The following is a 24647-nucleotide window of genomic DNA, read 5'->3' as shown; positions in this document are numbered from 1 at the left end:
AGAGGGGTTATTTCAGGCGCTCAGCGGATCGGGCACCGGCGGAGCGCCGAACAGGTCGCGGTAGGGGCCTGGGCTGCTCACCAGCCTTTCGTGGGTTCCGCGGCCGACGATGCGGCCCTGGTCGATGACGAGGACTTCGTGGGCGTCGCGGATCGCGCTCAGCCGGTGCGAGACGACGATCCGGGTGACCCGCAGCTCAGACAGGGCGGCGTCGACCCGGCGCTCGGTTTCGGGGTCGAGGTGGCTGGTGGCCTCGTCGAGGATGAGCAGGCGCGGCCGGTGCACGATGGCCCTGGCGAGCGCGACCCGCTGCCGCTGCCCGGCCGAGAGCGCGGCGCCGCCCTCGCCGACGTTGGTGTCGTACCCCATGGGCAGGCGTTCGACGTCGTGATGCAGCCCCGCGACGAGCGCGGCGGTCACCACGTCGTCGTCCGTGGCGTCGGGGCTGCCGAGCGTGATGTTGTCCCGGATCGAGCCGCTGAACAGCGACAGCTCCTGCAGCACGGCGCCGCATCCGCGCCGCAGCGCCGCCACGTCCAGCTCCTGGACGGGTACGCCGTCGTGCCGGATCTCGCCCGTCTCCGGCCGCAGCAGCCCGAGCACGAGCAGGGCGAGCGTGCTCTTGCCCGACCCGGTACGCCCGACGACGCCGAGCTTCGCCCCCGCGGGCACCTCGAACGACATCTCCCTCAGCACGGGCGGCGAGTCGGGCGCGTACCGGAAGGCGACGCCCTCGGCCCGGATCGCGACCGGCCGTCCGGCGGGCAGCAACCGGGCGCCGCTCGGCTCGGGGGCGGCGTCGAGCACGTCGTAGATGCGCTCGAACTGCCCGCGCAGCATGGAGAACAGCTGCACCGCCCCCACGAACGCCTGCAACGGCGCCAGCACCGACATCGCCAGAGCGTTCACCGCCAGCATGGTGCCCAGCGACATGCGGCCGCCGAGCACCAGCCACGCGCCGCACCACAGCAGCGCCAGCGGCGCGAACACGGCCACCGCCCCCTGCGCCGCCTCGAACCAGGAGCTGACGCGGGCCCGCCGCACCATGGCCGTCTGGTACGCGCCGAACAGCTCCCGCCAGCGGACCTGCGCCCGCGGCTCCACGCCGTTGGCCTTGAGCGGCAGCATCGCCTGCAACGTCTCGACCAGGTAGCTCTGCTCGCCCGCGCGGGCGCCCAGCTCGGCCTGGGACAGGGTCCGCAACCGCCGGTACGAGGCAACCATCAGCCCCGCCTGCCCGGCCGCCAGCGCGCCGACCATGAGCGCGTACCAGGGGACGAGGACGACCAGCGCGATCCCGTACGCGGACAGCAGGAGCATGTCGAGCGCGAGCGTGACGGACTGCTGCGTGACCGCCTCCCTGGTGGTGGCGATGCTGCCGACGCGCAGGAGCAGGTCACCCCGGCTGCGCTGGAGGAAGAAGCCGATCGGCAGCCGCAGCAGGTGGCCGACGAAACGGCCGGTCAGCTGCTCGTCGGCGCGGGCCCGGAGGGCGAGCAGGAGGCGGGCGCGCAGGAAGGTGAGCGAGCCGTGCAGCGCCGCCGTGCCGAACACGGCCCAGCCGAGCACCGGCAGCAGGTCGCCGCGTCCGGCCGGGACCAGCTCGTCCACCACGGACTTGGTGGCGAGCGGCAGCGCCAGCGCCAGCAGCTGGATGGCCGCCGCCAGCGCCAGCACCCCGGCCACGCGGCGCCGGCCGCCCGGCACCGCCGCGAAGTCGCGCAGGTAGCGGACCGGCGTCCAGCGCCACGGCGACGCGCGCCTCCTGACGAACCCGGGGCCGGGCGCGCACCGGATCACCACGCCGCCGTAACGCTGCGCGAACTCCTCCGGCGGCATGGTCCGGCGGCCGTTGCCGGGGTCGACGATCCGCACGCCGCGCCTGCCCAGCCCTTCGACGATCACGAAGTGGTGGGCGGAGAAGTAGGCGATGAACGGCGTCCGCGGCGGCTCGCCGAGCGGATCCGCCACGCGTTCCGCCGTGGCCGTCAGCCCGTGCTCGCGGGCCGCCGCGACCAGCCGGACGACGGACACGCCGTCCCTGCCCGGGCCCAGGAGGTCGCGGCACTCGGCCACCGAGGTGTGCCTGCCGTGGTGGCTCAGCAGCATGGCCAGGACGGCGGCCCCGCACTCGCTGGTGGCCAGTTGCAGGCGGATGGGGACGCGGCGCCGCATCACGGCAGCCCCTTTCTTTCGCGGGTACGTGGCGCTTCAGGCGGTCGGCGGGGCCAGGAGCAGGACGGACGGCACCTCGGCGGGGACGGCCAGCCGCAGGAGACCGTGTCCGATCCCCGCCAGACCGGACATCAGACCCGGCGTCGTCACGCCGCCCGGGGTGCCGCAGCGCGGGTCGTCGGCGACCTGGGCGAGCAGGACGCCGGTCCGCAGGCGCAGGGTGTCCGTCAGGTCGTGCCTGCCCGCGGCGACGGCGTGGATGAGGAGTTCCAGGTTCCCGGCCTCGCCGTGGCACAGGCTGTGGCCGACGATGCCGGGCGGGCTGCTCAGGTACGAGCGCAGCGCCACGTCCAGGTCGGCGGCGAGGTCACCGGCCGCTTCGGTGCTCAGGCCGGGACGGCGGTGGAGGAGATCGGCCCGAGCCAGGCCGATGCCGGGTGCGCCGTGGCACCACCCCTGCATGGACGGGGGCAGGCCGGAGGGGTTCGCCGAGGCGTCGGGCAGGTCCCGGAAGTCGGGCCAGTTGCCGATGCGGGCGTCGAAGCGGGAACGCTCATAGGCGAAGGCGGCCAGGCCGGTCTCCGCGTACCGTGCCTCGCCGGTCCGGGCGGCGAAGCGGAGCAGCGCCCAGCCGATCCCCGCGGTCCCGTGGGAGAACCCGGTCAAGGGCGCCGAGGCGGGGATGTGGCCGTGCCACGCCACCCCGCTGTCCTGCGGCCGTGCCGTCTCGACGAGCCGGTCGGCGCAGGCGCGGGCCACGTCCAGCGCGTTCGGCAGCCCGGTCGCCTCGTGGACGGCGAGCATCGCGGCCAGGCATCCGGCCGCGCCGCTCACGATGTCGAGTCCCTCGTCCGCGGCGGCGCCGGTCATCGCGGCGATCAGGGGTTCGACGTGGCCGAGCAGGTCGGGCTCGCCGAGGTCGCGGGCCAGGTGCGTCAGCGCGTACGCCAGCCCGACGGCGCTGTTGAACGGTCCGCACGCGAACGTCGCGGTACCCCCGGCGATGCTGTCGACGAAGGCGGGGACCCAGGACAGGGCCCGCATGGCGAGGTCGGCGTGCCGGTGCTCGCCGGTGATCCTGGCGAGCTGGCCGAGGAAGAGGGCGACGCCGGGGGTGCCGCCGTACAGGTCGCTCTTCAGCGTGCCGACCGTCCAGCGGGTCTCGCCCACGAGCTCCATGCCGAGCCAGTTGGCGGCGGAGGCGTCGCGGTGGGCGCGTTCGGCGAGTTCGTCCCCGATCGCCGCGGCCATGGCCACGAGCCGGTCCGCGAGCACGTCCGCCGGCGCGGTGGGGCCGGCGGGAGCCGCCGGGACGGTGGAGGTCCAGATGCGGTCGCGGTCGCGGCGGCTGGCCAGGGAAGCGCGGATGATCCACTGCTGCTCGGCCAGATCCCGGGGTCCCATGGCCCGGATCCTGGCGGCGGCGTCCGAGGAGGGCACGCCCGTGAGCGCGCCGGCCAGCGGCTCGTCCCGGCTGGTCCACAGGTCGGGCGTGCCGGGGCGGCCGGCGAAGAGGGGGATGTCGCCGTTCCAGACGTCGGCGAGCTCGGCGGGGACCAGGCGGCGGCGGACAGGGTCGTCGGCGCAGGCGGCCCACAGCGCGTCGAGCACGTGGTCGCGGTCCAGGGCGTCGCGCATGACGTCCGGGTGGGTCGACTCCAGCAGCAGGGTGCCGTACAGCTGCGTGGGCCTCATCACCACGCGGACCTCGTCGCCCTGGAAGGCCGCCAGGATGCCGCCGGGCGAGAGCAACTCGTCGCGGTGGGCGGCGATGACCTCGTACGCGCCGGTGAAACCCGCCAGGAAGTCCTCGACGTGGTCGGCCGGATCGGCGACGGCGTCACCGACGCCCGGGCGGTTGCTGCTGCCGGGGAAGGCCGCCCGCTCCCGGATCAGCCGCATCTCATCGGTCCCCGGGGCGGCCCAGCCCGCCGACTCGAACGGCAGCGTGCTGCCCGCGTCCCCGCCCATGCCTCCCATGTCGAGGGCGCCGCCGTCCTTGCTCCACACGACGGCCGGCAGCAGCCCCACCCGGGCGACCGAGGTGTCCAACGCGCGCACGGCCGGGTCGTCGTCCGTACGCCCGCGGCCGCCGCCCCTGGGGATCGCCGGGTGGAACAGCGCCTCCAGGTCGACCAGCACCGGCTGGTCCCCGGCGGCGATGAGGTTCTCGAAGTGGAAGTCCACGCCGTCGAGCGCGTACAGCAGGGCCAGCAGGGCGCCCTGCCGCCGGTAGAAGGCACGTACGCCGGCCTCGTCCGCGCACGGCCCGTGCTCGGCGTACTCCACCCAGCCGTGGCCCGGCCGTTCCAGCACGGTCAGCGCGCGCAGGCCGAGGCCGGGCATACGGTCGTCGAGCCAGCCGAGCGCCCGGTTGAAGTGCGTGTGCACGGCCAGCGACCGCGGCTTGTACACCACCCGCGCCCCGCTCTCGAACCGCAGCAGCCCGACCGACCGCCCGCCCCGGTGGCCGTCGCCCACGCCCATGACCACCTCTGCCAGGCGCCCCGGCTCTTTCCCGCCGAACAGCTCCGCCACGATCGCGGACCGGTCGGCGGCCAACCGCCGCAGCAGCTCCAGGTGGGCCTCCACGGCGTGGTCGGCGCATTGGGCCATCAGCCGCGCCAGCACGACGTACTCGGACAGCAGCCCTGCCAGCCCCTCCCGGGTGGCCAGCCGCGCCGTGAAGGACCGGAAACGCTCCTCGGCGCTGTCCCCGTGCAGCTCACCGCGGACCCGGGCCACGTTCAGCTCCAGGACGAGGACGCGCGAGGCGAGCGAGACGAGCTGCCTGCCGAGCTGGTCCGCGAACCCGCGCCGCAGAGCCGTCACCTCCCAGAGCCCGTCCGGCGCACCGGACGTCACCCGGTCGACGGCGTTCCGGACGAACGGCGCGACGATCCGCCCGAACCCCGCGTCCCACGTGAACGTCGCCTCGTCCGACTCCGGCGGCGCGGCCTGGACGGAGGCCGCCACGAGCGCGGCTTCGACGGTGTCCGCCCAGGCAGGCCGGGACGCGCGCGCCGCCAGCTCCTCGGGCGGCTCCGCCAGCAGCGCGAGCAGCATGCCCGCGTCGATGCCCAGGTCGGCGAGCCTGGCCTCGAACCGGCCGTCCTCGTCCATGCGGTGGGCGGCCCGCCAGCGCGCAAGCCGCCGCTCGGCCAGGCCGTCCTCGCGGGGAGCGGGCCGGGTGGTGAGCGCCAGCCGCTCGGCGAGCGTGAGCGCCCCGGCCCACCAGTACGGCGCCGGTCCCGCGTCCGTGTCTGTACGTTGTGCTGCCGTCGCGGCGATGTGTGACAAAGGTGGCATCCTCGCTGCTCGCGGGGACCACGCGCTCCGGCGGGCCCCTGGCCGTTGGCTGCCAGCAGGATGCGACCGCATCCGGCCGCCGCGGCATCCGGTGAACACCGTGAGCCGCCTGCCCCCGTCGCCCGCGGGATCAGTGAAACCACTGAGGCGCCGGATTTACGGGTCCGCGGCCGTTCTTGTAGGGGCCGATCTTGCCGAGAATGGGCGCCGGAGCCGACCCGACTGAGGAGGACTCATGAACGACAACGACAAGACCGGCATCCGGGGACTGCGGCGCATCGTCGTGGGCGCGGTGGCGCTGGCCGCCTGCGCCATGCTCGCGATCGCGGGACCCGCCGCGGCTGACAGCGACGGCGGATTCGGCGGTTTCGGCGGCGGCAGCGGCGGCGGAGGCGGCGCGACCGGCAGCTGGTGACCCGCCCTCGGCAGAGTGACTGACCGCGCTGTGGCGATCGGCCGGACCGATCGCCACAGCGCGGGCGCCGGGGCGGTTGCGAAGTCGGTGATGACCTTGGAACATCTCCTTACCGACGCGTGCGACGTTCCGGGAGTGCCCTGTGATCATCGATGATCTCTCCGAGCCGGAACTCGTTCTCTGGGAGGCGTTTCCCGCAGCGCGTCCCGTAGATCTTCCCGGCGTCTCCATCCGGGCTGAGATCATCGCGAAGCTGCTGCTCGGCGCCCTGGAACGCCTTCCGGGGCAGACGCCCGGCCTGCAGTTGTCGGGGGCCCGGATCACCGGCCGGCTGGACCTGTCCCACGCCGAGATCCAACACCCTCTGATCTTGACCGAATGCGAGTTCGAGGAAGCGCCCGTCCTCACCGGAGCCCGCACCGGCCTGGTCGACCTCGCGGCTTCCCGGTTACCCGGGCTGCGGGCCGCGGATGCCGTGATCGGTGGCGGCCTGCGCCTGGAAGGGTGCCTGGTGGACGGCCCGATCCAGCTGGGTGGGGGGCACGTGTCCGGGACGCTGGACCTCAGCGATATGGAGATCCACGCAGATCCGGCCGTCCAGGCCGACGGCCTGACCGTCAACCGGGATCTTCTGTGCGCGAACGCCGTCATCGACGGTGAGATACGTGTCGCGGGCGCCAGGATCGGCGGGACGATGACGCTCGACGGCACGCGGGTCGGGCGATCAGGCGGCTCCGGCCTCACCGCTGAGGGGATCGTCGTCGACGGCGGGCTGTTGTGCCGTCACGGCTTCGTCTCGTACGCCGAGCTGAGCGTGCAGGACGCCCGGGTGGGACGCCGATGCGTGTTCAGCGGAGCCCGGCTGTCCAACCCCGGCGGCGTCGCCCTCAACGCGGAGAGGCTCACCGTCGAGGGCGCGCTGCTCATCGACGAGGGCTTCGCCGCCGAAGGCGAAGTCCTCCTGCGCGGAGCCCAGGTGGCCGGTGCGCTGGCGTTCAGTCGGGCGACTCTGGCCAATCCGGGAGGACGCGCGCTGAACGCACCGCTGATGGAGCTCGGCAGCGGACTGCGGGCCACACCGGGCTTCGTGGCGACCGGAGAGGTCTTCCTGGACTCGACGCAGGTCCGCGGATCGCTCAACATCGACGGCGGCAGGCTCTCCAACCCGGGCGCGACGGTGCTCTCACTGCGGCGGCTCGGGGTCACCGGCAGGCTCAGCTGCAGCGAGGGCTTCAGCGCCGATGGCGAGATCGTGCTCATCAACGCCAAGGTCGAGGGCAACGTGGAGTTTCACGGCGCCACCCTCAACAATCCCGGGGGGCGGGTTCTGTCCCTGTGGCAGGTGACCGCGGGCAGTGACGTCGACTGCTGCGAAGGCTTCACGGCGACGGGAGCCCTCTCGATCAGGAACTCCCGGATCGCCACCACGCTGTGCTTCGCCGAGACCACCGTTGACGGCGACCTCCTCCTGCGTGGCGTCGAAGCGGCTTCGCTGAAGACTGGGCCGGAAACCCAGCTGCTGCGCACCGTCGACCTTCGCCACACCCGGGTCGGCCTGCTCGACGACGTTCCTGACCGGTGGCCTGCTCAACTCCTGATGAACGGCTTCACCTACGACAGCCTGGAGGTGCCTCTGCCTGTCCGGGAGCGTCTCGACTGGCTGGCCAAGGAGCCCTACCAGCCCCAGCCGTACGAGCAGTTGGCCGCCGTCTACCGCAGGAGCGGTCACGACGAGGCCGCTCGGGACGTGCTGCTGGCCAAACAGCGTCGCCGCCGGACGGGGCAACGGCTCGGGGCGCGGCTCTGGGGTTACCTGCAGGACTGGACCGTCGGGTACGGCTACCGCCCGTTTCGTGCGGCGCTCTGGCTCGCGGGCCTTCTCCTCATAGGCACGGTCGCCTTCGCCATCCAGCAGCCGCCGGCCTTCAAACCAGGCGAGGCACCCCCCTTCAACGCCTTCCTCTACACCCTGGACCTGCTCCTTCCGATCATCAGCTTCGGACAGGAGACCGCCTTCGGGCCGCGCGGCCCGCAACAGTGGCTCGCCGCCGCGTTGATCGCCGCGGGGTGGATCCTCACGACGACCATCCTGGCCGGCCTCACTCGCGTACTGTCCCGCCAATAACCCCGGCCGGCAGCGTTCACCTCGGCCCACCGCCGTTCCGCGTGCTCACCCGCCTAAGGAGCGGCGCGGTCGACGTCCCGCCTGTTCTCGCCGCGCCGGCCCGGAGTCAGGTGGTGGCCGAGTTGCGGTGGTTGACCGCGGCGTCCAGCAGGGCGTTCGCCGAGTGGTGGATCTTCCTCAGTGCGCTGAGGAGGTGTTCGCGCTCGGTCTCGGTGAGGTCGGCGGTGACCTTCTCCTCCAGCAACCGCCGTTCCTTCTCGATGGGTGCCTGCAGGGCGCGTCCGGCGTCGGTGAGCCACAGCCGTACCAGACGGTTGTCGCGGTCGTCGCGGCGTCGGGTGAGCAGGCCCGCGGCGGCCATCCGGGTGGCCGCCTTGACCACGTTGGGGGTGGTGACGTTCAGCGCGGCGGCGACCTCGCCCGGGGTGCGGCCGTCCTGTTGCCACAGCACCGCGAGCAGGTGATCTTGTCCCAGGTGCAGCCCGTGGCGCCGCACCGCCGCCTCGGCCGCCGCCCGCAGCGCCTTCGACGCCTTGCTGTGCACGTCCAGGAATTCAGGCACGTCGAGGACCTCCGGTGATGTCGCGAGCGTGGCAGGGCGCGATTGACAGCAGATCGTGTACCGGTTAACGTTCCCTTCGATCGTTAACCGGTACACGATTTGGGGGTTCTCATGATACTGGTCACCGGTGCCACCGGGAACGTGGGCCGCGAGCTCGTCCGCGAGCTGCACGAGACCGGCGTGCCGTTCCGCATCCTGGTGCGCGACCCGGCCCGCGCCGCCGCATTGCCCGAGCGGGCCGAACGGGTCGTGGCGGACCTGAACGACCCGGTGACCCTGCCGCCCGCCTTCGCCGGAGTCGACCGGCTGTTCCTGCTCACCCCCGGTATCGGCCTCGACCACACCCGGCACGCCGTCGCCGCAGCCCGGTCCGCCGGGGTGCGCCACATCGTGCACCTGTCCTCGTTCAACGTGCTCGGCGACCCCATGCCCGCCATGGGCCGCTGGCACCACGAACGCGAGCAGGCCATCCGAGCCTCCGGCATCCCGGCCACGTTCCTGCGGCCCGGCGGCTACATGACCAACGCCTTCGACTGGCTGCCCACCATCCGCGAGGCGGGTCATGTCCTGGATCCGGTCGGCCCCGGCCGGTACGCGCCGATCGACCCCGCCGACATTGCCGCCGTCGCCACCCTGGCTCTGACCGCAGACGGCCACCAGGGCCAGGAGTACGTGCTCACCGGCGAGGAACTGTTCACCATCGCCGAACAGGTCAAGATCCTCGCTGCGGCGGCCGGCCGGGAGATCGCGATCCGGGCGGTGACCACGGCGGAGGAGGCTGTCGCCTCCCGATTCCCCAACGGGGCACCCCCGGCGCTGGCCGAGGCCATCATCGAGGGCTTTCACCTCATGCGTGCCGACACCGCCGGATTCCGTACCGACACCGTGGAGCGCCTGCTTGAGCGCAGGCCCCGCACCTTTGCCGCCTGGTGCGCCCGCAACGCCGACGCCTTCCGGACCACCTGATCCGCGCCCGCCTCTGTCGCTGTTCGCAGAGGTGGCGTCCATGCCTGCGGCAGGTGGACCTTGTTAGATGATCTTGGCCAGGTACAACTAGGCCAGGGTCACCATCTGGATCAGGTTCCCGCAGGTGTCGTCGAAGACCGCCGTGGTCACCGGCCCTGCCTCCAACGGCTCCTGCGTGAACGTCACTCCCAGCCCGCGCAGCCGCTCGTACTCCGCCTGCACGTCCGGGACCTGGAACGAGGCGGCCGGAATGCCGTCGGCGACCAGCGCCTTCTTGTACGGCCCGACCGCGGGGTGCCGGTCCGGCTCCAGCAGCAGCTCCGTGCCCTCGGGGTCCTCCGGTGAGACGACCGTCAGCCACTGGGCCCCGCCGCCCAGCGGGATGGCGTGCTTCTTGATGAAGCCGAGCACGTCGGTGTAGAAGGCGAGGGCCTTCTGCTGGTCGTCCACGAACACGCTGGTGACGTAGATCTTCATGGTGTCTGTCCTTTCCTGTTGATCGGCCACCGTTCGAAGATGGCGGCCAGGGGAGTGGTGTCGAGGTGGTGGAACTTGTACCGCCCCTGCTTGAGCGTGGTGATCAGCCCGGCCTCCTCCAGCACCGCCAGATGCTGGGACACGGCCTGGCGGGTCAGGCTCAGCTGATGTCGACTCGTCAGGCGGACGCAGATCTCGAACAGGGTCTGGCCGTCGCGTTCGGTCAGTTCGTCGAGAATCGTCCGCCGGGTGGGGTCGGCGAGGGCCTTGAAGACGTCGCCCATGTGGCGATGATAGGCAAGCCGCGACTTGCCTGTCAACGCGCGCCTGGGCACGGCCGACGCCCCCGCCCTGGGACACAACCGCACCTTCCTGGTCCACCCCAGCCTGGTCGGCGAGCAGGTACACGCCGAGAAAACCGGTCGAAGCGGGCGCCACCCGATGGAACGATGTGCGGTCATGGGGAAACGATCGCCGTCCGACCTGGAGTTCGCGGGTGTCTTCGACATCCATGTGACCGTCGCGGCCGGCACCGCATTCGAGCGCCTGGCGCCCTGGGCTGCTCGCCACGGCGGAAAGCTCACCCACATCGTGCTCGCCCGCGGCGAGGTCCCTTCCCAGCCCATGCTCACCTTCACCGGCCGCGGCACCCTGACCAGTCAGCGGGCCGCCGCCGCGGTCAGCGTGGACCGGCTGCGCGAAGAGGGTTTCGACGTCGTCCGGGTCAAGATCGAGGCCGCGCCGTGGAACGACGACGTCCCCGCGACCGCGGAGGCGGCCGCGGAGCTGGCCGCGTGCTATTTCGAGCACCATGCCAAGGTGGCGCTGCGCGACGACCCGGCGGCCCTGGCCACGATCGCCGATCGCCATTCGGCGCACGTGTCGCGGAACGCCAGGCGGCTGCGTGGCGACGGCTCCCACGAGCGGTTCGTGACGCAACGCTGCAGGAATGTCGGCCTGCCCGAGGCGCGGCGGCGGTTCGACGCACTTCTGGCGGAGCTCGGCTCGACCGGCTTCGCGGTGCTCGAAGCCGAACAGGAATTCGTGGTGCACGACGACAACCCCGGCATCGACAACGGCTGGATCGAGGAACGATGACGTCGCGACGGAACCAGAAGAAGCAGCCCGTGTCCGACCGGTACGACATGCCGGCGCAGGAATCACCTGACACTCCGGTGACGTACCTGCCTCTCACCCGCGGCGACGGCGTTCGCCAGCCGCGGATCTTCGATCCGGCGCTGAAGCAGTTCACCTACGCCTTCCGTGCCGGAGAGCCGTCCTTCGAGGACGAGGAGACCGGGCGGCGCTGGCGGCGGGCGCGACGGGAGGCGATCGACCACCTGGTCGGCATCGTCGCGGACTCACCCTGGTCCGAGAACCTCGTGCTGCGCGGCAGCCTGCTGCTGGAGGCGTGGATCGGTGCGGAGGCCCGGGATCCGGGTGACCTCGACTGGGTGGTGGTGCCGCACGGCATCGAACTCGAGAGCTCGTTCACGGCTGAGATGTTCAAGGGGCTCATCGGCGCCGTGGCGGAGGGTCCGGATGCGTCCGGCACGGTGACCGTCGCAGCCACCGGCATCCGCGTCGATGACATCTGGACCTACGATCGCACTCCTGGGCAGCGCCTGGTGTTCACCTGGCACGCCGCGGGCCTGCCGTCAGGGACGGTTCAGCTCGACTTCGTCTTCAACGAGCGGCTGCCGGTCCCGCCTGTCACGGCGCTGATCCCGCGGGCGGGCGGCGGCGAGCCGACCCTCGTCCAGGCCGTCACTCCCGAGCTGTCGCTGGCCTGGAAGATCCTGTGGCTGGCCTCCGACATCTGGGCGCAGGGCAAGGACCTCTACGACGCCGTACTGCTGGCCGAACGCGTCACGCTGCCCGATGAGCTGCTCCGGCAGGTTCTGCGGGAGGCGCTGGGTGAGCGGGAGGCGGCGGAGTTCGATGTGGACGCGATTCGGCGCTGGGAAGTGGACTGGGATGAGTTCCAGGTCGAGTATCCGCAGGTCCAGGGCCAGGCGCACGCCTGGAAGAGGCGGCTGGCGCACGCGCTGACCCCGACCTTCGTCAGGCGGTGACGACGTCCTCGGGCACGGACGCCGACATCAGCAAGCCGAGCACCTCCACCGGCTGACCGACCTCGATCGCGACCGCATCAGGTCTCAACCGGACCGTTCCCTTCTGTAAGTGCCCGCCGCGATTGGTGCCGCCCAAGCCTGTAAGTCAGGATGGCCCGCATGCCTACCGTGCCCGAAGATCACGTTGAGCCCGCACATCCGTCCCGAGTCAACGACTATGACACTCTCGCCGGGGCGTACACGGCCGAAAACGAGGCCGGCATCATGAACGCCTATTGCGAGCGGCCCGCCATCCTCGCGCTCGCCGGGGAGGTCGCGGGCGTCGCCAGCACCTCTCCCAGGTAAGGAGCTACCAGCTGGCCCGGATATGTCAGCTCCCTCCGCCCCCGCAACCGCCGCCACCGCAGCCGGACCCGCCGCCGCAACCCGAGGAGCCGCTGCCGCAGCTCGACCCGCTGTGGGTCGATCCGCCGCAACTGCCGTAATAGGCGCCACTGCTGCTGCTACTGCCAGACGTCGAGCGCGGTCTGCGTCGAGGCGCGCGCCGTGGGACGTAGGTGTCCAGCGCCCTGCTCAGGTCCGAGTCACGCAGTGCCCAATGGCCATGGAGCGCGATGTACACCGGCCCGTTTCCCGAGCCCGCGGGGTGCGCTTTCCGGACCCGGCCCAGCTCCGCCGCGCCGTCGGCCGTGAGCCTGCCCCGCCTGGACTTCCTGTCACCGGCGAGCATGCTCACCGCGCCGATCCCGGTGGCCACCAGGACGAGTACGGCGAGCAGCGGAAACAGCGTCGGGCCTGCGGTGAGTGCAACCGCCCCTACGATGACCCCTGCGACCGCCAGGACGGAGATCACCCACAGCCCGCGAGCCAGCCGCGTGAGCCGGGTGAGGCGGGCGTCGGCCAGGATCAGGCCCAGCTCGGCGACACGGTGCTCCAGTTCCCTCATGGCCGGGCCACCGCTCACGGCCCGGCTCACCAGGAACCTTGACGGACCGTCGTTCGCCGCGACGGCGGTCAGAGTCTCCCGCTCGATGGGGCTGTCCGTGGCGGATGCCTTGGAGACGGTGTAGAAGCGCGGTCCCCGTGACACGCGCAGCTCTCCGTTTTCGGCCAGAAGTGTGATGGCCGTGTCGACCACTTTCTCGGATCCGCCCGCCAGATAGGCGAGCTCGTAATGGTCGAGGTCGCGAGCGCGGGACCCGGCTGCGGCCGCCCGGGTGGCGGCGTGCTCGCGTTTGATCGCGAAGGCGACGGTGACGACGATCGCCGCCAGGGCCACCGAGAGAATCAGCAGGACAAGGTCCATTAAGGCCTCCCTCCGTGCAGCCGATCAGGCTGGTTACCTGAGAGACGCGTAAGGAGGTGGTGGAGGTTTCGTTCTGCTCATTTAGATTCCCGGCAATTCAACTACTGCTGCCGTAGTTCGAGTTGAGGTCCGCTCATGCTTACGGCCGATGAGCCGCTCACATTTGCCGAATGCGAGGTACTCCAACCCGGCCCTCCTGCGCCGCTGGGCATAGAAGGCCGAACGGGTCCGTCAGTTCTTCCGGGTCTGGAGGCGGGCTGCTTTCTCTGCCTCTCTTTGCGTTGCCAGCGCTTCCTCGCGATCGGCTGGATCTTCGGTCAGATCGGCTCGGATCTCCAAGGCGGTGCTGAGGTTGGATAAGTATTTGTCCCGGTCCGGATGGTCGGGCGGAGCAGCCTGGACCGCCTGCCGGAAGACGGCGATGGCCTCGTCGAGGTCCGACTGCGTCTCGGTCTCGTCGTGTACGAACCGCATCAGCAACGCGACAGCGAGCCTGCCGAGCACCGTCAACCGGTCGGGAGAATCCTCGGGGATGACCCGCAGCGCCTCCCGCCACACGTCGATGATCTCCGAGACGTCCGAGGGCGCCTCCGTCTGGTTGATCCGCATCAGCAGGGTCTCACCGAGGTAGGTGAGATAGCCGGCCCGGTCGGGATCGTCGGCGGCGGCCGCCTCCACGGCCTGCCGGATGGCGCTGATCGCCTCGTCCAGGTCCGCCATGTCCAGGGTCGTCCCGTACCGCAGCAGGAGCGCGACACGCAGGTTGGCCAGGACCAAGGCCCGCTCCGCATATTCGTCGGAGGTGACGCTCTCGAGGCGCCGCCACGCGTCGACGACTTTGTCGGCGGGAGGGGGTTTCCGAGCCTGGGCGGATTGCCGCAGCAAATCGATGGCGAGGTCAATCGATATGGGGACGATGTCGCGCATGACTCCCGGCGGTAACGGCTTGTCGCCGTGGATCAGGCAGCGGGCGAACAACCGGAACGCGACGTCTCGATCACCACGGCCTTTCGGGCCAAGGGCGCCGAAGCGGTGCCACATGAACTGCGCCAAGATGAAGAGGGACTCGACGTCAGGCCGTTCGTCCCGTAAGGAGCCGACCAGGCGGCGGGCGTGCTCCTCCATCTCCGGGTCCAGGACGAGCGAATAGTCCCGCTCGGTGACGACGCGTTCCACGGCGCCCGCCAGTAGATCGCGCGCATTCGTCCTCACTACGTCCATCCTCCAGCCGACGCGGGTAACAGCAACCCTAATCGCCGCTCAATGGCGACGGCTTATGGCGTTGTCGGACGGCAGGTTGACGACAGCGATACGGCTACTCAACGGTCCCCGCCGTCCCGCGCATTTTCGAGGGATTTCCAAGGCGCATCGGCGATGGTGGATCGGTGAAGACGGCGTGCTGGACGTGCCTGCGGTGGGACGGCGGTGCCGAGTCGCGGGCCCCTTCGCGCCGCGTGCGCCCGGGGCCCGCCGGGTCCGACTCGGCTCAGGGCGTCAGCAGCGGGGCGCCACGGCGTCGATCTTGCCGCCGAAGTCGTCCTTGTAGACCCTGCGGTAGTCGCCGTCCCGGACGACGCGCGTCTCCTTGCGGTCGGGGACGTGGATCCAGTTGATGAAACATCCGTCGGCGTGCGCGGTGAAGGAGCCCACGTTGTCGTGCAGCGCCGGTGGGACGTCCACGTAGCCGTTGCCAGGGTTCCAGCACCACGACGCGCCGGTGTAGTCCCGCCCGCTCCACAGGCAGATGTCGCCGGCCCGGGCCGACGAGGAGACGGGCGGAGCCGCCGCCGTGGCGGGAGCGGCGCAAGCCAGGATGGCGAGGGCGACGGTGCCGGTGACCGATGCGATGCGCATGCCGCGTGTCGTCGACTTCATTACGGTTTCTCCTTGTGTCGGTGCAGCCCGGAAGGCTTCCCAAGCAGCTCCATCACAGGGTGTAACAGATCCGATACGCAGCGCGTCTACCTGGCGGATACAAGATCCGGACTCGTGGTCGGCAAGAAGTGGCGGTCGCGTCATAGCGGGAGATCGGACGCCGTACCAGCGCGCGATTTTCGCCACAAAATTGTTAACAATCCCACGCGCTCGGCCTAGGCGTGATGACATTCCGTGCCAAGTTCGTGCCGTGATCAAGGTGTTGCGAAGCAAGCTCTTGACGGTTGTCGCCGATATTGTAAACAATCTGTTTCCCAAGATGACCGACGACATTGGGGGACCACGTATGGCGGACCATCCCAAGCCCTCCGCCCGAGCTCGTGAGCTCGTCGCGGGCGCCTATGACATCCACATCCACGTGGCACCCGATGTGATGCGCAGGCGGATAGACGACCTCACCCTGGCGGGGCGCTTCGCGGAGGTGGGGCTGGCCGGGTTCGTGCTCAAGTCGCACTACGTCCCCACGACGGAGCGCGCCGCGGTGGTGCGGGCGGCGGTGCCCGGGTTCGGCGCGGTCGGTGCGATCACCTTGAACGCGTCCGTGGGCGGCATGAACCCCGTCGCCGTCGAGATCGCCGCCCGCGGCGGCGCGCAGGTCGTGTGGCTGCCCACCGTCGACAGCGCCAACCAGCGAGCCTGTACGGCCACCGACCCCGAGGGGGCCACGCCGCCCATGTGGGCCCGGTTGCAGGCCGAGCTGCGGGAGGCGGGGATGGCGGCCGATCCGGTGGACGTCGTGGGACCCGGGGGTGCGGTGCTGGAACGGACCCGGCAGGTGCTGCGGTTGATCGCCGGGCACGACATGACGCTCGCCACCGGCCACCTCAGCGCGGACGAGATCGACGCCGTGGTCGACGCGGCCGCGGAGGAGGGCGTCCGCCGGATCGTGATCACCCATCCGGAGTTCACCTCCCAGCGGGTCGCGATCGACCGGCAGCGAGCGCTCGCGGCCAAGGGCGCCCTGCTCGAACGCTGCTTCACCACGCCGCACTCCGGCAAGGTCTCCTGGGAGAGGTGGTTCGAGCACATCAGCGCCGTGGGCCCCGAGCACTCGGTGCTCTCCAGCGACCTTGGCCAGCCGTTCAACCCGCCCGTGGAGGACGGTCTCGCCCTGCTGGCCGACCGGCTGCTCGCCGAGGGCTTCACCGAGAAGGAGATCCGGACCATGGCCGTCGACAACTCCCGGCGACTGGCGGGCGCGGAATGAGCGGCCCGGTCGGCGGGGGAGGAGCGAGCGGCCCGATCGGCGGGTCCGGAAGGAGCGGTCCGGTGGTCAAGGCGGGTGGAGCGAGCGGTCCGGTGGTCAAGGCGGGTGGAGCGAGCGGTCCGGTGGTCAAGGCGGGTGGAGCGAGCGGTCCGGTGATCAAGGTGAGCGGGCTCGCCAAGCAGTTCGTCAAGGGCGACGTCGGCATCGTGGCCCTGCGGGACTTCGACCTGGAGATCGCGGAGGGCAGCTTCGTCAGCGTGCTCGGCCGCAGCGGCTGCGGCAAGTCGACGATGCTCAACCTGATGGCCGGTCTCACCACGCCGACCGCGGGCTCGGTCGCCTACCGGGGAGAGCCGGTCTCCGGCCCGCGTACACAGCTGGGCTACCTCACCCAGTCCGACACGCTCATGCCGTGGCGGGACGTCCACCGCAACGTCGAGCTCCCCCTGGAGATCGGCGGCGTGCCCGCGCGGCTGCGCAGGGAACGCGCGGCCGAGCTGATCAGGAAGGTCGGCCTGGAGGGGTTCGAGCGGCACTACCCGCGCGAGCTGTCCGGCGGGATGCGACGCCGGGTCAGCCTGGCCAGGATGCTGGCGGGCGATCCCGAGACGCTGCTGATGGACGAGCCGTTCGGCGCGCTCGACGCCCAACTGCGCGGCGACCTGCAGGCGGAGCTGCTACGGCTGTGGGAGGAGAGCGGGCAGACGGTGGTGTTCGTGACCCATGACATCGAGGAGGCGCTGTTGCTCGGCGACAGGGTCGTCGTGCTCGGCCGGGTCGGCCGCATCGTGCTCGACCGGCCGATCGACCTGCCCAGACCCAGGGACGCCGACGAGCTGCGCGTGGACCCGGACTTCGTCGCCCTGCACCGCGAGCTGACCGGGGCCCTGCGGGAGGGAGCGCGATGACCGCCGTCCACACCGTGAACCTCGACCGGAGCTGGTGGAGCAGGCACGGCGGCACCGTGACCGTGTGGTCGCTGCGGACGCTGCTGGTGGCGGCGCTGCTGGTCGTGTGGGAGCTGGCCGCCGACCGGTGGTTCGACATCACCTTCACCAGCAGGCCGAGCGACATCTGGACCCGTCTCGTCCAATGGCACCAGGACGGGACGCTGTGGTCCAACACCTGGATCACCGTCCAGGAGATCGTGTACGGCTTCGTGGTCGGCGCGGTCGCCGGCGCGGTGACCGGCTTCCTGCTCGCCTCGGCGCCCGCCGTCTACCGGGTGCTCGATCCGTTCTTCATGGCCCTGTACGCGATCCCCAAGGTCGCGCTGGCTCCGCTGTTCATCGTCTGGTTCGGCATCGGCATGCACATGAAGGTGCTGCTGGCCGCCGCGACGGTGTTCTTCCTCGTCTTCCTCAACACGGCCGCCGGCGTGCGCGAGGTGGACCGCGGCCTGATCGACGCCGTGCGCCTGATGGGCGGCGGCCGGAGAGAGATCATGATCAAGGTGGTCGTGCCGTCGTCCATGACCGGGCTGCTCACCGGGCTCAAGGTGGCCATCCCGTACGCCCTCATCGGAGCCGTGATCGGTGAGCTGGTGGCCTCCAACCGCGGGCTCGGCTATCTGATCAACGACGCGGCCGCGCAGTTCGACACCGCGGGGGTGTTCGCCACGCTGGCGGTCCTGAGCGTGATCGCGGCCCTGCTCAACCTCGTCGTCGGGCTGCTCGACCGCCGGGCCGGCCGCTGGAAGCCGATGGGGGCCGACCGGTGAGGCGCGCCGTCCTGCCGATCCTGGCCGCCCTCGTCCTGGCCGTGACCGGGTGCGCGCAACGCAGCTCGACGACGCCGCCCGGCGTGCTGAACGTCGGCCAGATCAGCAACTCGATCGCGTTCTTCCCGCTTTTCGTGGCCGAACAGAAGGGGTATTTCACGCAGGCCGGGGTCAAGCTCGGTGAGCGGCCGAGGCTCGGCACCGGCGCCAAGGTCGCGGCAGCGCTCAAGTCGGGCAGCATCGACCTGGGCGCGGGCGTGCTGACCGACGCACTCAACCTCGCCAGGATCGACGACAAGGGCCGGCTGGTGGCCAACCTGGTGGACCGCTACTACGTCGACGTGGTGGTCGGCTCCTCCTTCGCCGGCGCCGCCGCCACCGACCCGCTCGACCAGCGCATCCGCGCCCTGCGCGGCAAGAAGATCGGCATCACCGGGCCGGGCAGCGGGACCGAGGCGCTGGTCACGTACCTGTTCGCCAAGGTCGGCATGGACTCCGCCACCGACTGCGAGCTGGTCAACCTCGGCAGCACCGCCGCCTCGGCGCTCGGCGCGCTCAAGGCCGGACGGGTGGACGCCCTCGCCTTCTTCCAGCCGATCGCCCAGCAGGCGGCCGCCGCCGGCATCGGCACCCGCTACATCTCGCCCGCCGCCGGTGACGTGCCCGGCCTGGAACGGACCGCGCACGGCGTCGTGTTCACCACCCAGCGCATCATCGACAAGAAGCCCAAGGAGGTGGCCGCCTTCCAGGCCGCGCTCGAACGCGCCCAGCGCTTCATCCACCAGGCCGACCCCGCCGAGATCACGCGGTTGCTGACCGTCTATCTCAAGGGCATCGACCCGAAGGCGCTGACCGAGCTGCCGGGTCTCATGCGTACGGAGATACCGGAGAGCATCGGCTTCACGCGGGCCTCCTTCGACACGGCCATCGCCTTCCACCGCGCGACCGGCCTGGTCAAGCATCTCCCCACGTACGAGAAGATCGTGCCACCCGCGCTGTGGACGCCCTAGCAGGTTGTCCGGTCGAACCTTTGATTTCCCATGTGCACGCGATTATCTAAGCCCGGGCACGACTCGATAAGCGCGTCCCAAATTTGTCGCCGCGCCCGAGCTACGGGGAGTGAATATCAGATGATCATTCAGGAAGTCAGGGAGAAGAGCGTCCCTGAGGGCCGCCCGGTCACCGGAACGGCCGTGGCCGAGACGACGAAGCAGCTGCTCCAGCCACCCTTCACGATGGAACCGACGCCCGTTCAGCGGGCGGCCCCTGCCCCGGCCCCTGTCCCCATTCCGATCCCGCCGATCGTCGGGCCCCGGATTCTCATCTACAAGCAGGATCCCACCGTCGCCGAACTGGGCGTCAGGCCGATCTTCATCCCCAGGCCGGTGCTCAACGGGCCCGCCGACGCCCGGATCACCACCCAGCTGCCCGGCACCACGCCCGTGGCGCGCAGCGTCAACGGCGACTTCATCTTCGTCCCCAACTCGCCGGAGTTCGACTGCTCGCACACGTACGCGGTCGTCCGGGAGACCCTGACGATGTACGAGCGCCACAACGGCGGCACGCCCATCCCGTTCGCGTGGAACACCGGCGGGAACCTCGACCGGCTCACCGTCTTCCCGCGCGCCGCGGTCGGCGCCAACGCCTTCTACAGCAGGACGGCCAAGGCGCTGAAGTTCCTCTTCTTCACCCCGACCGGCACCACGCAGCAGGTCTTCACCTGCCGCTCGCTGGACATCGTCGCGCACGAGGCCGGTCACGCGATCCTCGACGGGCTCAAGCCGGGCTGGCTCGGCGCGGGGAACCCGCCGCAGACCGGCGGCCTGCACGAGTCGTTCGGCGACCTGACCGCCGTGTTCCTGACGCTGGCGCAGCCGGACCAGGCCGAGGCGCTCGTCGCGCTCACCAAGGCCAACCTGCACGCCAAGTCGTTCCTGTCGGCAATGGCCGAGCAGTTCGGGCAGGCGCTCGGCCGGCCGTTCGGCCTGCGCAACGCCGACAACGACCTCAAGCTGAGCGAGGTCAGCAACGAGGTGCACGCGATCTCGCAGGTGTTCACCGGCGGCATCTACGACGTGCTCGCCGACATCTACGCGTTCGAACGCGTCAGGCAGGGCGCGCTCAAGAGCCCCACCGTGATCCTCATGGAGGTCTCGAGCAAGCTGTGCAAGCTGCTGTTCCAGGCGATCGTGAAGGCGCCCGCGACCAAGGCCACCTACACGGACGTCGTCAACCAGATGCTGCAGATCTCGGCCGCTCAGGGCGATCCCAACATCTACCGGACCTTCATCCGCAACCGGTTCGCCTTCCGCGAGGTGGTGACGTCGCCCACGCCGTTCTCCGAGATGCTCTCCGGCGAGATGGACTTCAGCAACGCCGACTACACCGGCGACGGCAAGGCCGCGAAGGACATCACCAACGTCAAGCCCGCCGACGCGTCGTCGGCCAGCCTGCGCGCCGTGCAGGACCGCTCGGCCTGCTGCGGCACCATGCAGCTGCCGGAGTTCCAGGTGATCGACACCGAGAAGCTGACGACCAAGGGCGAGCTGCACGACGACGACATCCTCGCCTCGGAACTGAACGCACTGAAGAAGGCGTTCAAGTAACCACGAGCCCGGCGAACACCTCGCCGTATCGTGCGGTACGGCAGGGGGAGTCAGACATGCGTGTGAAGATCGAGAGAACCGGCGGCTTCGCCGGCATCAAGGAGGCCGTCGCCGAGTACGACACCGACGACCTGCCCGAGCAAGAAGCCGCCAAAGTGTACGAGGCGCTGTCCGCGATCGACGCCGCCACGGCCGAGGGCGAGTCCGGGGAGGTGGGCGCCGACCTGATGAACTACCGGATCACCGTCGGAAACGGCGCGGGACGGGTCTACACGGTGTCCGACGACCCTTCGTCGAAGGTGGCGGACCCGCTGGCCGTATTGCTGCGCCCGTCCGCCTGACCGGACGCCGCCATCCAGGCCGCGATCTGCGCCCGCGAGTTGAAGCCGAGCTTGTTCAGGATGTTGCGGACGTGGCTGTCGACGGTGTGCTCGGAGATGAACAGGCGGGCCGCGATCCGCTTGTTGCTCAGCCCGTCGGCGACGAGCCGGGCGACCTCCGCCTCCCGCTTCCCGAGCGGCCCCGCGTCGGCGGCGGGGACGCTCCGGGCGGTGGGAGCCGGCTCGCCGAGCGCCAGCCTGACCGCGGCGTCGCGGCTCAGGTGCCCGCCGGACTCGTACTCGGCCTTGAATCCGGGCACGCCGAGCGCCGCCGTCGCCGTCTCCTCGGCGCGGGTGACCAGCCGGGTGAGGAACGGCTGGATGCTCACGCCGGCGCCCGCGCGCACGGTCTCCGCCGCTCCGAGCAGCCGCGCGGCGAGCCGCGCCCGGCCGGAGCCCGCCGCGTGGCAGCCCAGGGCGTCGAGCAGGCAGTACTGCGCCACCCGGTCATCGATCCGGTGAGCGAGCCGCAACGCCTCCGTGAACAGCGGCTTCGACTCGTCGAGCTCGCCGGCCATCAGCATGGCGGAGCCGAGGTTCAGCAGCATCATGCCGAGGCTGTAGAGGTCGCCGGCCTCCCGGCTGAGCCGCACGCCCTGTGACGCCGCGGCTCTGACGGCGTCGAGATCGCCGTCGGACAGGCCGTTCAGCGCTCGGGACTGCAGCGTCATGAGCGTGGCCGGCAGGTCGTCGAGGTCCGCCGCGAGGTCGTGGGCCTCCTCGGACAGGCGCCTGGTGGAGGTGTGGTCGCCCGCCATGTTCGCGGCGATCGCGGCGAGGGAGAGCGACTGCGACAGCAGGCCGGGCAGGTCCGCCTCCCGCGCGGCCGTCACCGCCCGTTCGAGCGCCGGGCGGGCGGCGGCCGGATCCGACTGCAGCACGGCCAGGAACCCGCGCATGTAGTACCCCCGCGCCCGCGTCCGCGGGTCGCCGAGGCCGGAGGCGAGCAGCCCGTCGAGCCATCGGACGCCCTCACTCGTGGCCCGCGTCATCCAGTACCAGCCGAGGAAGTAGACGAGGTCGACACCTTCCCGGGCCGGGCAGCGCCTGAGGACCGACCGGATGTTGTCGATCTCCAGGTCCATCCACGCGAGCCACTCGACGAGCCGGAACCGGGCCTCGGCCGCGGACCGGCGGCACCTCGACCGGTAGTAGCCGGAGCAGCGCCGTTCGACGGCCTCCTCCTCGCCGGCCGCGCGCAGCCTGAGCCCGGCGTACTCGCGCATCGTCTCGTGCAGCCGGTAGCACGCCAGGCTCCCGGCGTCCTCCTTCATCACCAGGGACTTGTCGACGAGCGACGACAGCAGGTCCAGCGCCAGCTCCGCCGGCACGCCGTCCCACGCGCAGACCGACTCGACGTCTTCCAGGGCGAACCTGCCGGAGAACACGGACAGGCGCCTCAGCAGCGCCTGCTCGCCCGCCGACAGCAGGTCGTGGCTCCAGTCGATGGCGGTACGCAGCGTCTGATGGCGGGGGAGCGCGGCCCGTACCCCTCCCGTGAGCAGGCCGAACCGGTCGGACAGCCGATCGAGGATCTGCTCGGCTGACAGGACCCGCGTCCTGACGGCCGCCAGCTCGATCGCCAGCGGCAGGCCGTCGAGCCGGCGGCACAGCTCGGTCACGGCCGCCTGGTTGGCGGCGGTCAGCTCGAAGGCGCCCGAACCGGCCGCGGCCCGTTCCACGAAGAGCGCGACCGCCTCGTTCTGCCGGACCCGCTCCAGAGGCCCGGCCGCGGGCAGCTGGAGAGGCGGTACGGGGACCACGTGCTCGCCCGGCGCCGACAGCGGCTCCCTGCTGGTCGCCAGCACGCGTACGCCCGGTGCGGCCTTCATGATCTCGGTCACGAGCCGGGCGGCGGCTTCGAGCAGGTGCTCGCAGTTGTCCAGCACGATCAGCAGCCGCTTGTCGCGCAGGTGGGCGAGCAGCCGGGCCAGGGGCGCGGTCGCCGCCTGGTCGCGCAGGTCCAGGGTCGCCAGCACGGCGTCGCCGACCCGCGCCGGATCCCGGACCTCCGCCAGCTCGACCAGCCACGCGCCGCCGGGGAACCCGCGTCCGAGGTCGGCCGCCATCCGGACCGCGAGGCGGGTCTTGCCGACCCCGCCCGGCCCGACGAGGCTGACCAGCCGGGCCTCGGTGAGCTTCTTCCTGACTTCTGCCAGCTCGTGGCGGCGGCCGATGAAGCTGGTCGCATCGGCCGGCAAGTTGCCCGAGCGGCGCGGCGGTCTGGCCATCGTTGACCTGGACACTAGCCTGCCGGCCGATCAATTGGCCCCTCAATCACGAATTCTCGTGATATCGGCGCTCCGGGATGGCTTCCTACGCTGACGAGACCACGCGGCGCGTCCTGCCGGCGACTTCTCCGAGGGGGCACCATGAAGGCAATTCGCTGTGACCGGTACGGCCCGCCCGACGTCCTCGAACTCCGCGACATCGATCTGCCCGCCGTGGGCGACGACGACGTCCTGGTCAGCGTGAAGGCGGCCTCCGTCAACCCGCTCGACGTCCACGTCATGAGGGGCACGCCGTACGTAGTCCGGTCGCAGACCGGCCTGTCCCGGCCCAAACCCATCGGCCTGGGCAGCGACATGGCGGGGCGCGTCGAGGCGGTGGGCCGGAACGTCACCAGGTTCCGGCCGGGGGACGAGGTGTTCGGCGGCCGGGGCATGGCGCCGATCGCGCGCAGCGCGGGGTTCGCCGAGTACGCGAGCTTCCACCAGGACGGGATGCTCCAGAAGAAGCCGGCCAACCTGACCTTCGAGGAGGCGGCCGCCATGCCGGTGGCCGGGATCAGCGCGCTGCAGGCGCTGCGCGACAAGGCGCGCGTCCGGCCCGGGCACCGGGTGCTCGTCAACGGCGCCGGGGGAGGCGTGGGCACGTTCGCGGTCCAGCTCGCCAAGGCGTACGGGGCCGAGGTCACCGGCGTGTGCGGCACCGGGAACGTGGAGATGGTCCGCTCGATCGGCGCCGACCACGTCGTGGACTACACCCGGGACGACGTCACCCGGGGCGGGCGGCGCTACGACGTGATGATCGACATGGCCGGCAACCACCCGCTGTCCGCGATCAGGCGGGTGCTGGCCCCGAAGGGCGTGCTCGTGGCCGTCGGGGGGCCGCTCAAGGGGCTGTGGGTCGCGCCCCTCATCGGCCCGCTCAAGCTGCTGGCGCTCTCGCTGGTCGGGAGCCGGCGGCTGTCGCCCATGGTGGCGCGCGCGAGGGGCGAGGATCTCGCCGTGCTGCGGGAGCTCGCGGAGGCGGGGAAGCTCACGCCGGTCATCGACCGTACGTATCCGCTCAAAGAGCTGCCCGAAGCCGTCCGCTACCTCGAGAAGGGCCACGCCCGGGGGAAGGTCGTCATCACGATGTAGCCATAAATAGGTAGACCGGTCTAT

Annotated in this window: 22 protein-coding genes; 13 read left to right on the top strand and 9 right to left on the bottom strand. The window is 71.0% G+C overall.

The window, feature by feature from the left end; translation table 11 throughout:
* Positions 1-12 precede the first annotated feature (12 nt).
* Positions 13-2175: a peptidase domain-containing ABC transporter gene (locus ACIBI9_RS49755; protein ID WP_397233940.1), complete on the bottom strand. Its 2163-nt coding sequence runs from the start codon at positions 2173-2175 to the stop codon at positions 13-15.
* 36 nt (positions 2176-2211) lie between these two features.
* Positions 2212-5475: a type 2 lanthipeptide synthetase LanM family protein gene (locus ACIBI9_RS49750; RefSeq protein WP_397233938.1), complete on the bottom strand. Its 3264-nt coding sequence runs from the start codon at positions 5473-5475 to the stop codon at positions 2212-2214.
* Between the two features lie 244 nt (positions 5476-5719).
* On the opposite strand from ACIBI9_RS49750, the gene ACIBI9_RS49745 reads away from it, so the two are divergent.
* Together ACIBI9_RS49745 and ACIBI9_RS49740 are read left to right on the top strand one after the other, a co-directional pair.
* A complete protein-coding gene (locus ACIBI9_RS49745; protein ID WP_397233936.1) occupies positions 5720-5899 on the top strand; it encodes a hypothetical protein in 180 nt (59 codons plus the stop codon).
* A 142-nt stretch (positions 5900-6041) separates the two neighbouring features.
* Positions 6042-8024, top strand: coding sequence for a hypothetical protein (locus ACIBI9_RS49740; RefSeq protein WP_397233934.1), 1983 nt, complete (start codon positions 6042-6044; stop codon positions 8022-8024).
* Positions 8025-8130: 106 nt separating this feature from the next.
* On the opposite strand, the gene ACIBI9_RS49735 is transcribed toward ACIBI9_RS49740, so the two are convergent.
* Entirely contained in the window at positions 8131-8586 is a 456-nt protein-coding gene (locus ACIBI9_RS49735; protein WP_397233932.1) for a MarR family winged helix-turn-helix transcriptional regulator, read from the bottom strand.
* 111 nt (positions 8587-8697) lie between these two features.
* Here ACIBI9_RS49735 and ACIBI9_RS49730 point away from each other — a divergent pair, with 111 nt between their 5' ends.
* A complete protein-coding gene (locus ACIBI9_RS49730; RefSeq protein WP_397233930.1) occupies positions 8698-9552 on the top strand; it encodes an NAD(P)H-binding protein in 855 nt (284 codons plus the stop codon).
* Positions 9553-9639: 87 nt separating this feature from the next.
* On the opposite strand, the gene ACIBI9_RS49725 is transcribed toward ACIBI9_RS49730, so the two are convergent.
* A complete protein-coding gene (locus ACIBI9_RS49725) occupies positions 9640-10029 on the bottom strand; it encodes a VOC family protein (RefSeq protein ID WP_397233928.1) in 390 nt (129 codons plus the stop codon).
* On the bottom strand, positions 10026-10313 hold the full coding sequence (locus ACIBI9_RS49720; RefSeq protein ID WP_397233926.1) for an ArsR/SmtB family transcription factor: 288 nt from the start codon (positions 10311-10313) through the stop codon (positions 10026-10028). The genes ACIBI9_RS49725 and ACIBI9_RS49720 overlap by 4 nt, the downstream gene beginning before the upstream one ends.
* Before the next feature lie 175 nt (positions 10314-10488).
* Here ACIBI9_RS49720 and ACIBI9_RS49715 point away from each other — a divergent pair, with 175 nt between their 5' ends.
* From ACIBI9_RS49715 to ACIBI9_RS49705, 3 genes are all read left to right on the top strand, one after another.
* A complete protein-coding gene (locus tag ACIBI9_RS49715; protein WP_397233924.1) occupies positions 10489-11127 on the top strand; it encodes a hypothetical protein in 639 nt (212 codons plus the stop codon).
* The gene (locus tag ACIBI9_RS49710; RefSeq protein WP_397233922.1) at positions 11124-12104 is read left to right on the top strand and encodes a nucleotidyl transferase AbiEii/AbiGii toxin family protein; all 981 of its coding nucleotides are present in this window, start codon (positions 11124-11126) and stop codon (positions 12102-12104) included. The genes ACIBI9_RS49715 and ACIBI9_RS49710 overlap by 4 nt, the downstream gene beginning before the upstream one ends.
* Before the next feature lie 159 nt (positions 12105-12263).
* Complete coding sequence (locus ACIBI9_RS49705) at positions 12264-12449, top strand: hypothetical protein (protein WP_397233920.1); 186 nt, start codon at positions 12264-12266, stop codon at positions 12447-12449.
* 25 nt (positions 12450-12474) lie between these two features.
* On the opposite strand, the gene ACIBI9_RS49700 is transcribed toward ACIBI9_RS49705, so the two are convergent.
* The 3 genes from ACIBI9_RS49700 to ACIBI9_RS49690 form a co-directional block, all read right to left on the bottom strand.
* A complete protein-coding gene (locus ACIBI9_RS49700) occupies positions 12475-13410 on the bottom strand; it encodes a TIGR04222 domain-containing membrane protein (protein ID WP_397233918.1) in 936 nt (311 codons plus the stop codon).
* Positions 13411-13641: 231 nt separating this feature from the next.
* Positions 13642-14622, bottom strand: a complete 981-nt coding sequence (locus tag ACIBI9_RS49695; protein WP_397233916.1) for a hypothetical protein — start codon at positions 14620-14622, stop codon at positions 13642-13644.
* Positions 14623-14904: 282 nt separating this feature from the next.
* On the bottom strand, positions 14905-15285 hold the full coding sequence (locus ACIBI9_RS49690; RefSeq protein WP_397233914.1) for a peptidase inhibitor family I36 protein: 381 nt from the start codon (positions 15283-15285) through the stop codon (positions 14905-14907).
* Between the two features lie 346 nt (positions 15286-15631).
* On the opposite strand from ACIBI9_RS49690, the gene ACIBI9_RS49685 reads away from it, so the two are divergent.
* The 6 genes from ACIBI9_RS49685 (at position 15632) to ACIBI9_RS49660 (ending at position 21219) form a co-directional block, all read left to right on the top strand.
* Positions 15632-16552, top strand: coding sequence for a DUF6282 family protein (locus ACIBI9_RS49685; protein WP_397233912.1), 921 nt, complete (start codon positions 15632-15634; stop codon positions 16550-16552).
* Positions 16553-16614: 62 nt separating this feature from the next.
* Entirely contained in the window at positions 16615-17460 is an 846-nt protein-coding gene (locus tag ACIBI9_RS49680; RefSeq protein ID WP_397233910.1) for an ABC transporter ATP-binding protein, read from the top strand.
* On the top strand, positions 17457-18272 hold the full coding sequence (locus tag ACIBI9_RS49675; RefSeq protein WP_397233908.1) for an ABC transporter permease: 816 nt from the start codon (positions 17457-17459) through the stop codon (positions 18270-18272). Before ACIBI9_RS49680 ends, ACIBI9_RS49675 begins: the two co-directional genes overlap by 4 nt.
* The gene (locus ACIBI9_RS49670; protein ID WP_397233906.1) at positions 18269-19282 is read left to right on the top strand and encodes an ABC transporter substrate-binding protein; all 1014 of its coding nucleotides are present in this window, start codon (positions 18269-18271) and stop codon (positions 19280-19282) included. Before ACIBI9_RS49675 ends, ACIBI9_RS49670 begins: the two co-directional genes overlap by 4 nt.
* Positions 19283-19402: 120 nt before the next feature.
* A complete protein-coding gene (locus ACIBI9_RS49665; RefSeq protein WP_397233904.1) occupies positions 19403-20878 on the top strand; it encodes a hypothetical protein in 1476 nt (491 codons plus the stop codon).
* A 56-nt stretch (positions 20879-20934) separates the two neighbouring features.
* Complete coding sequence (locus tag ACIBI9_RS49660) at positions 20935-21219, top strand: protealysin inhibitor emfourin (protein ID WP_397233902.1); 285 nt, start codon at positions 20935-20937, stop codon at positions 21217-21219.
* Here ACIBI9_RS49660 and ACIBI9_RS49655 read toward each other — a convergent pair.
* Complete coding sequence (locus tag ACIBI9_RS49655; RefSeq protein ID WP_397233900.1) at positions 21147-23489, bottom strand: ATP-binding protein; 2343 nt, start codon at positions 23487-23489, stop codon at positions 21147-21149. The two genes, ACIBI9_RS49660 and ACIBI9_RS49655, sit on opposite strands and share 73 nt — an antisense overlap.
* Positions 23490-23630: 141 nt before the next feature.
* Here ACIBI9_RS49655 and ACIBI9_RS49650 point away from each other — a divergent pair, with 141 nt between their 5' ends.
* Positions 23631-24623: an NAD(P)-dependent alcohol dehydrogenase gene (locus ACIBI9_RS49650; RefSeq protein WP_397233898.1), complete on the top strand. Its 993-nt coding sequence runs from the start codon at positions 23631-23633 to the stop codon at positions 24621-24623.
* Positions 24624-24647 lie beyond the last annotated feature (24 nt).

This window comes from Nonomuraea sp. NPDC050451, assembly GCF_044458585.1.
This window is presented reverse-complemented; position numbering and strand designations above follow the sequence as displayed.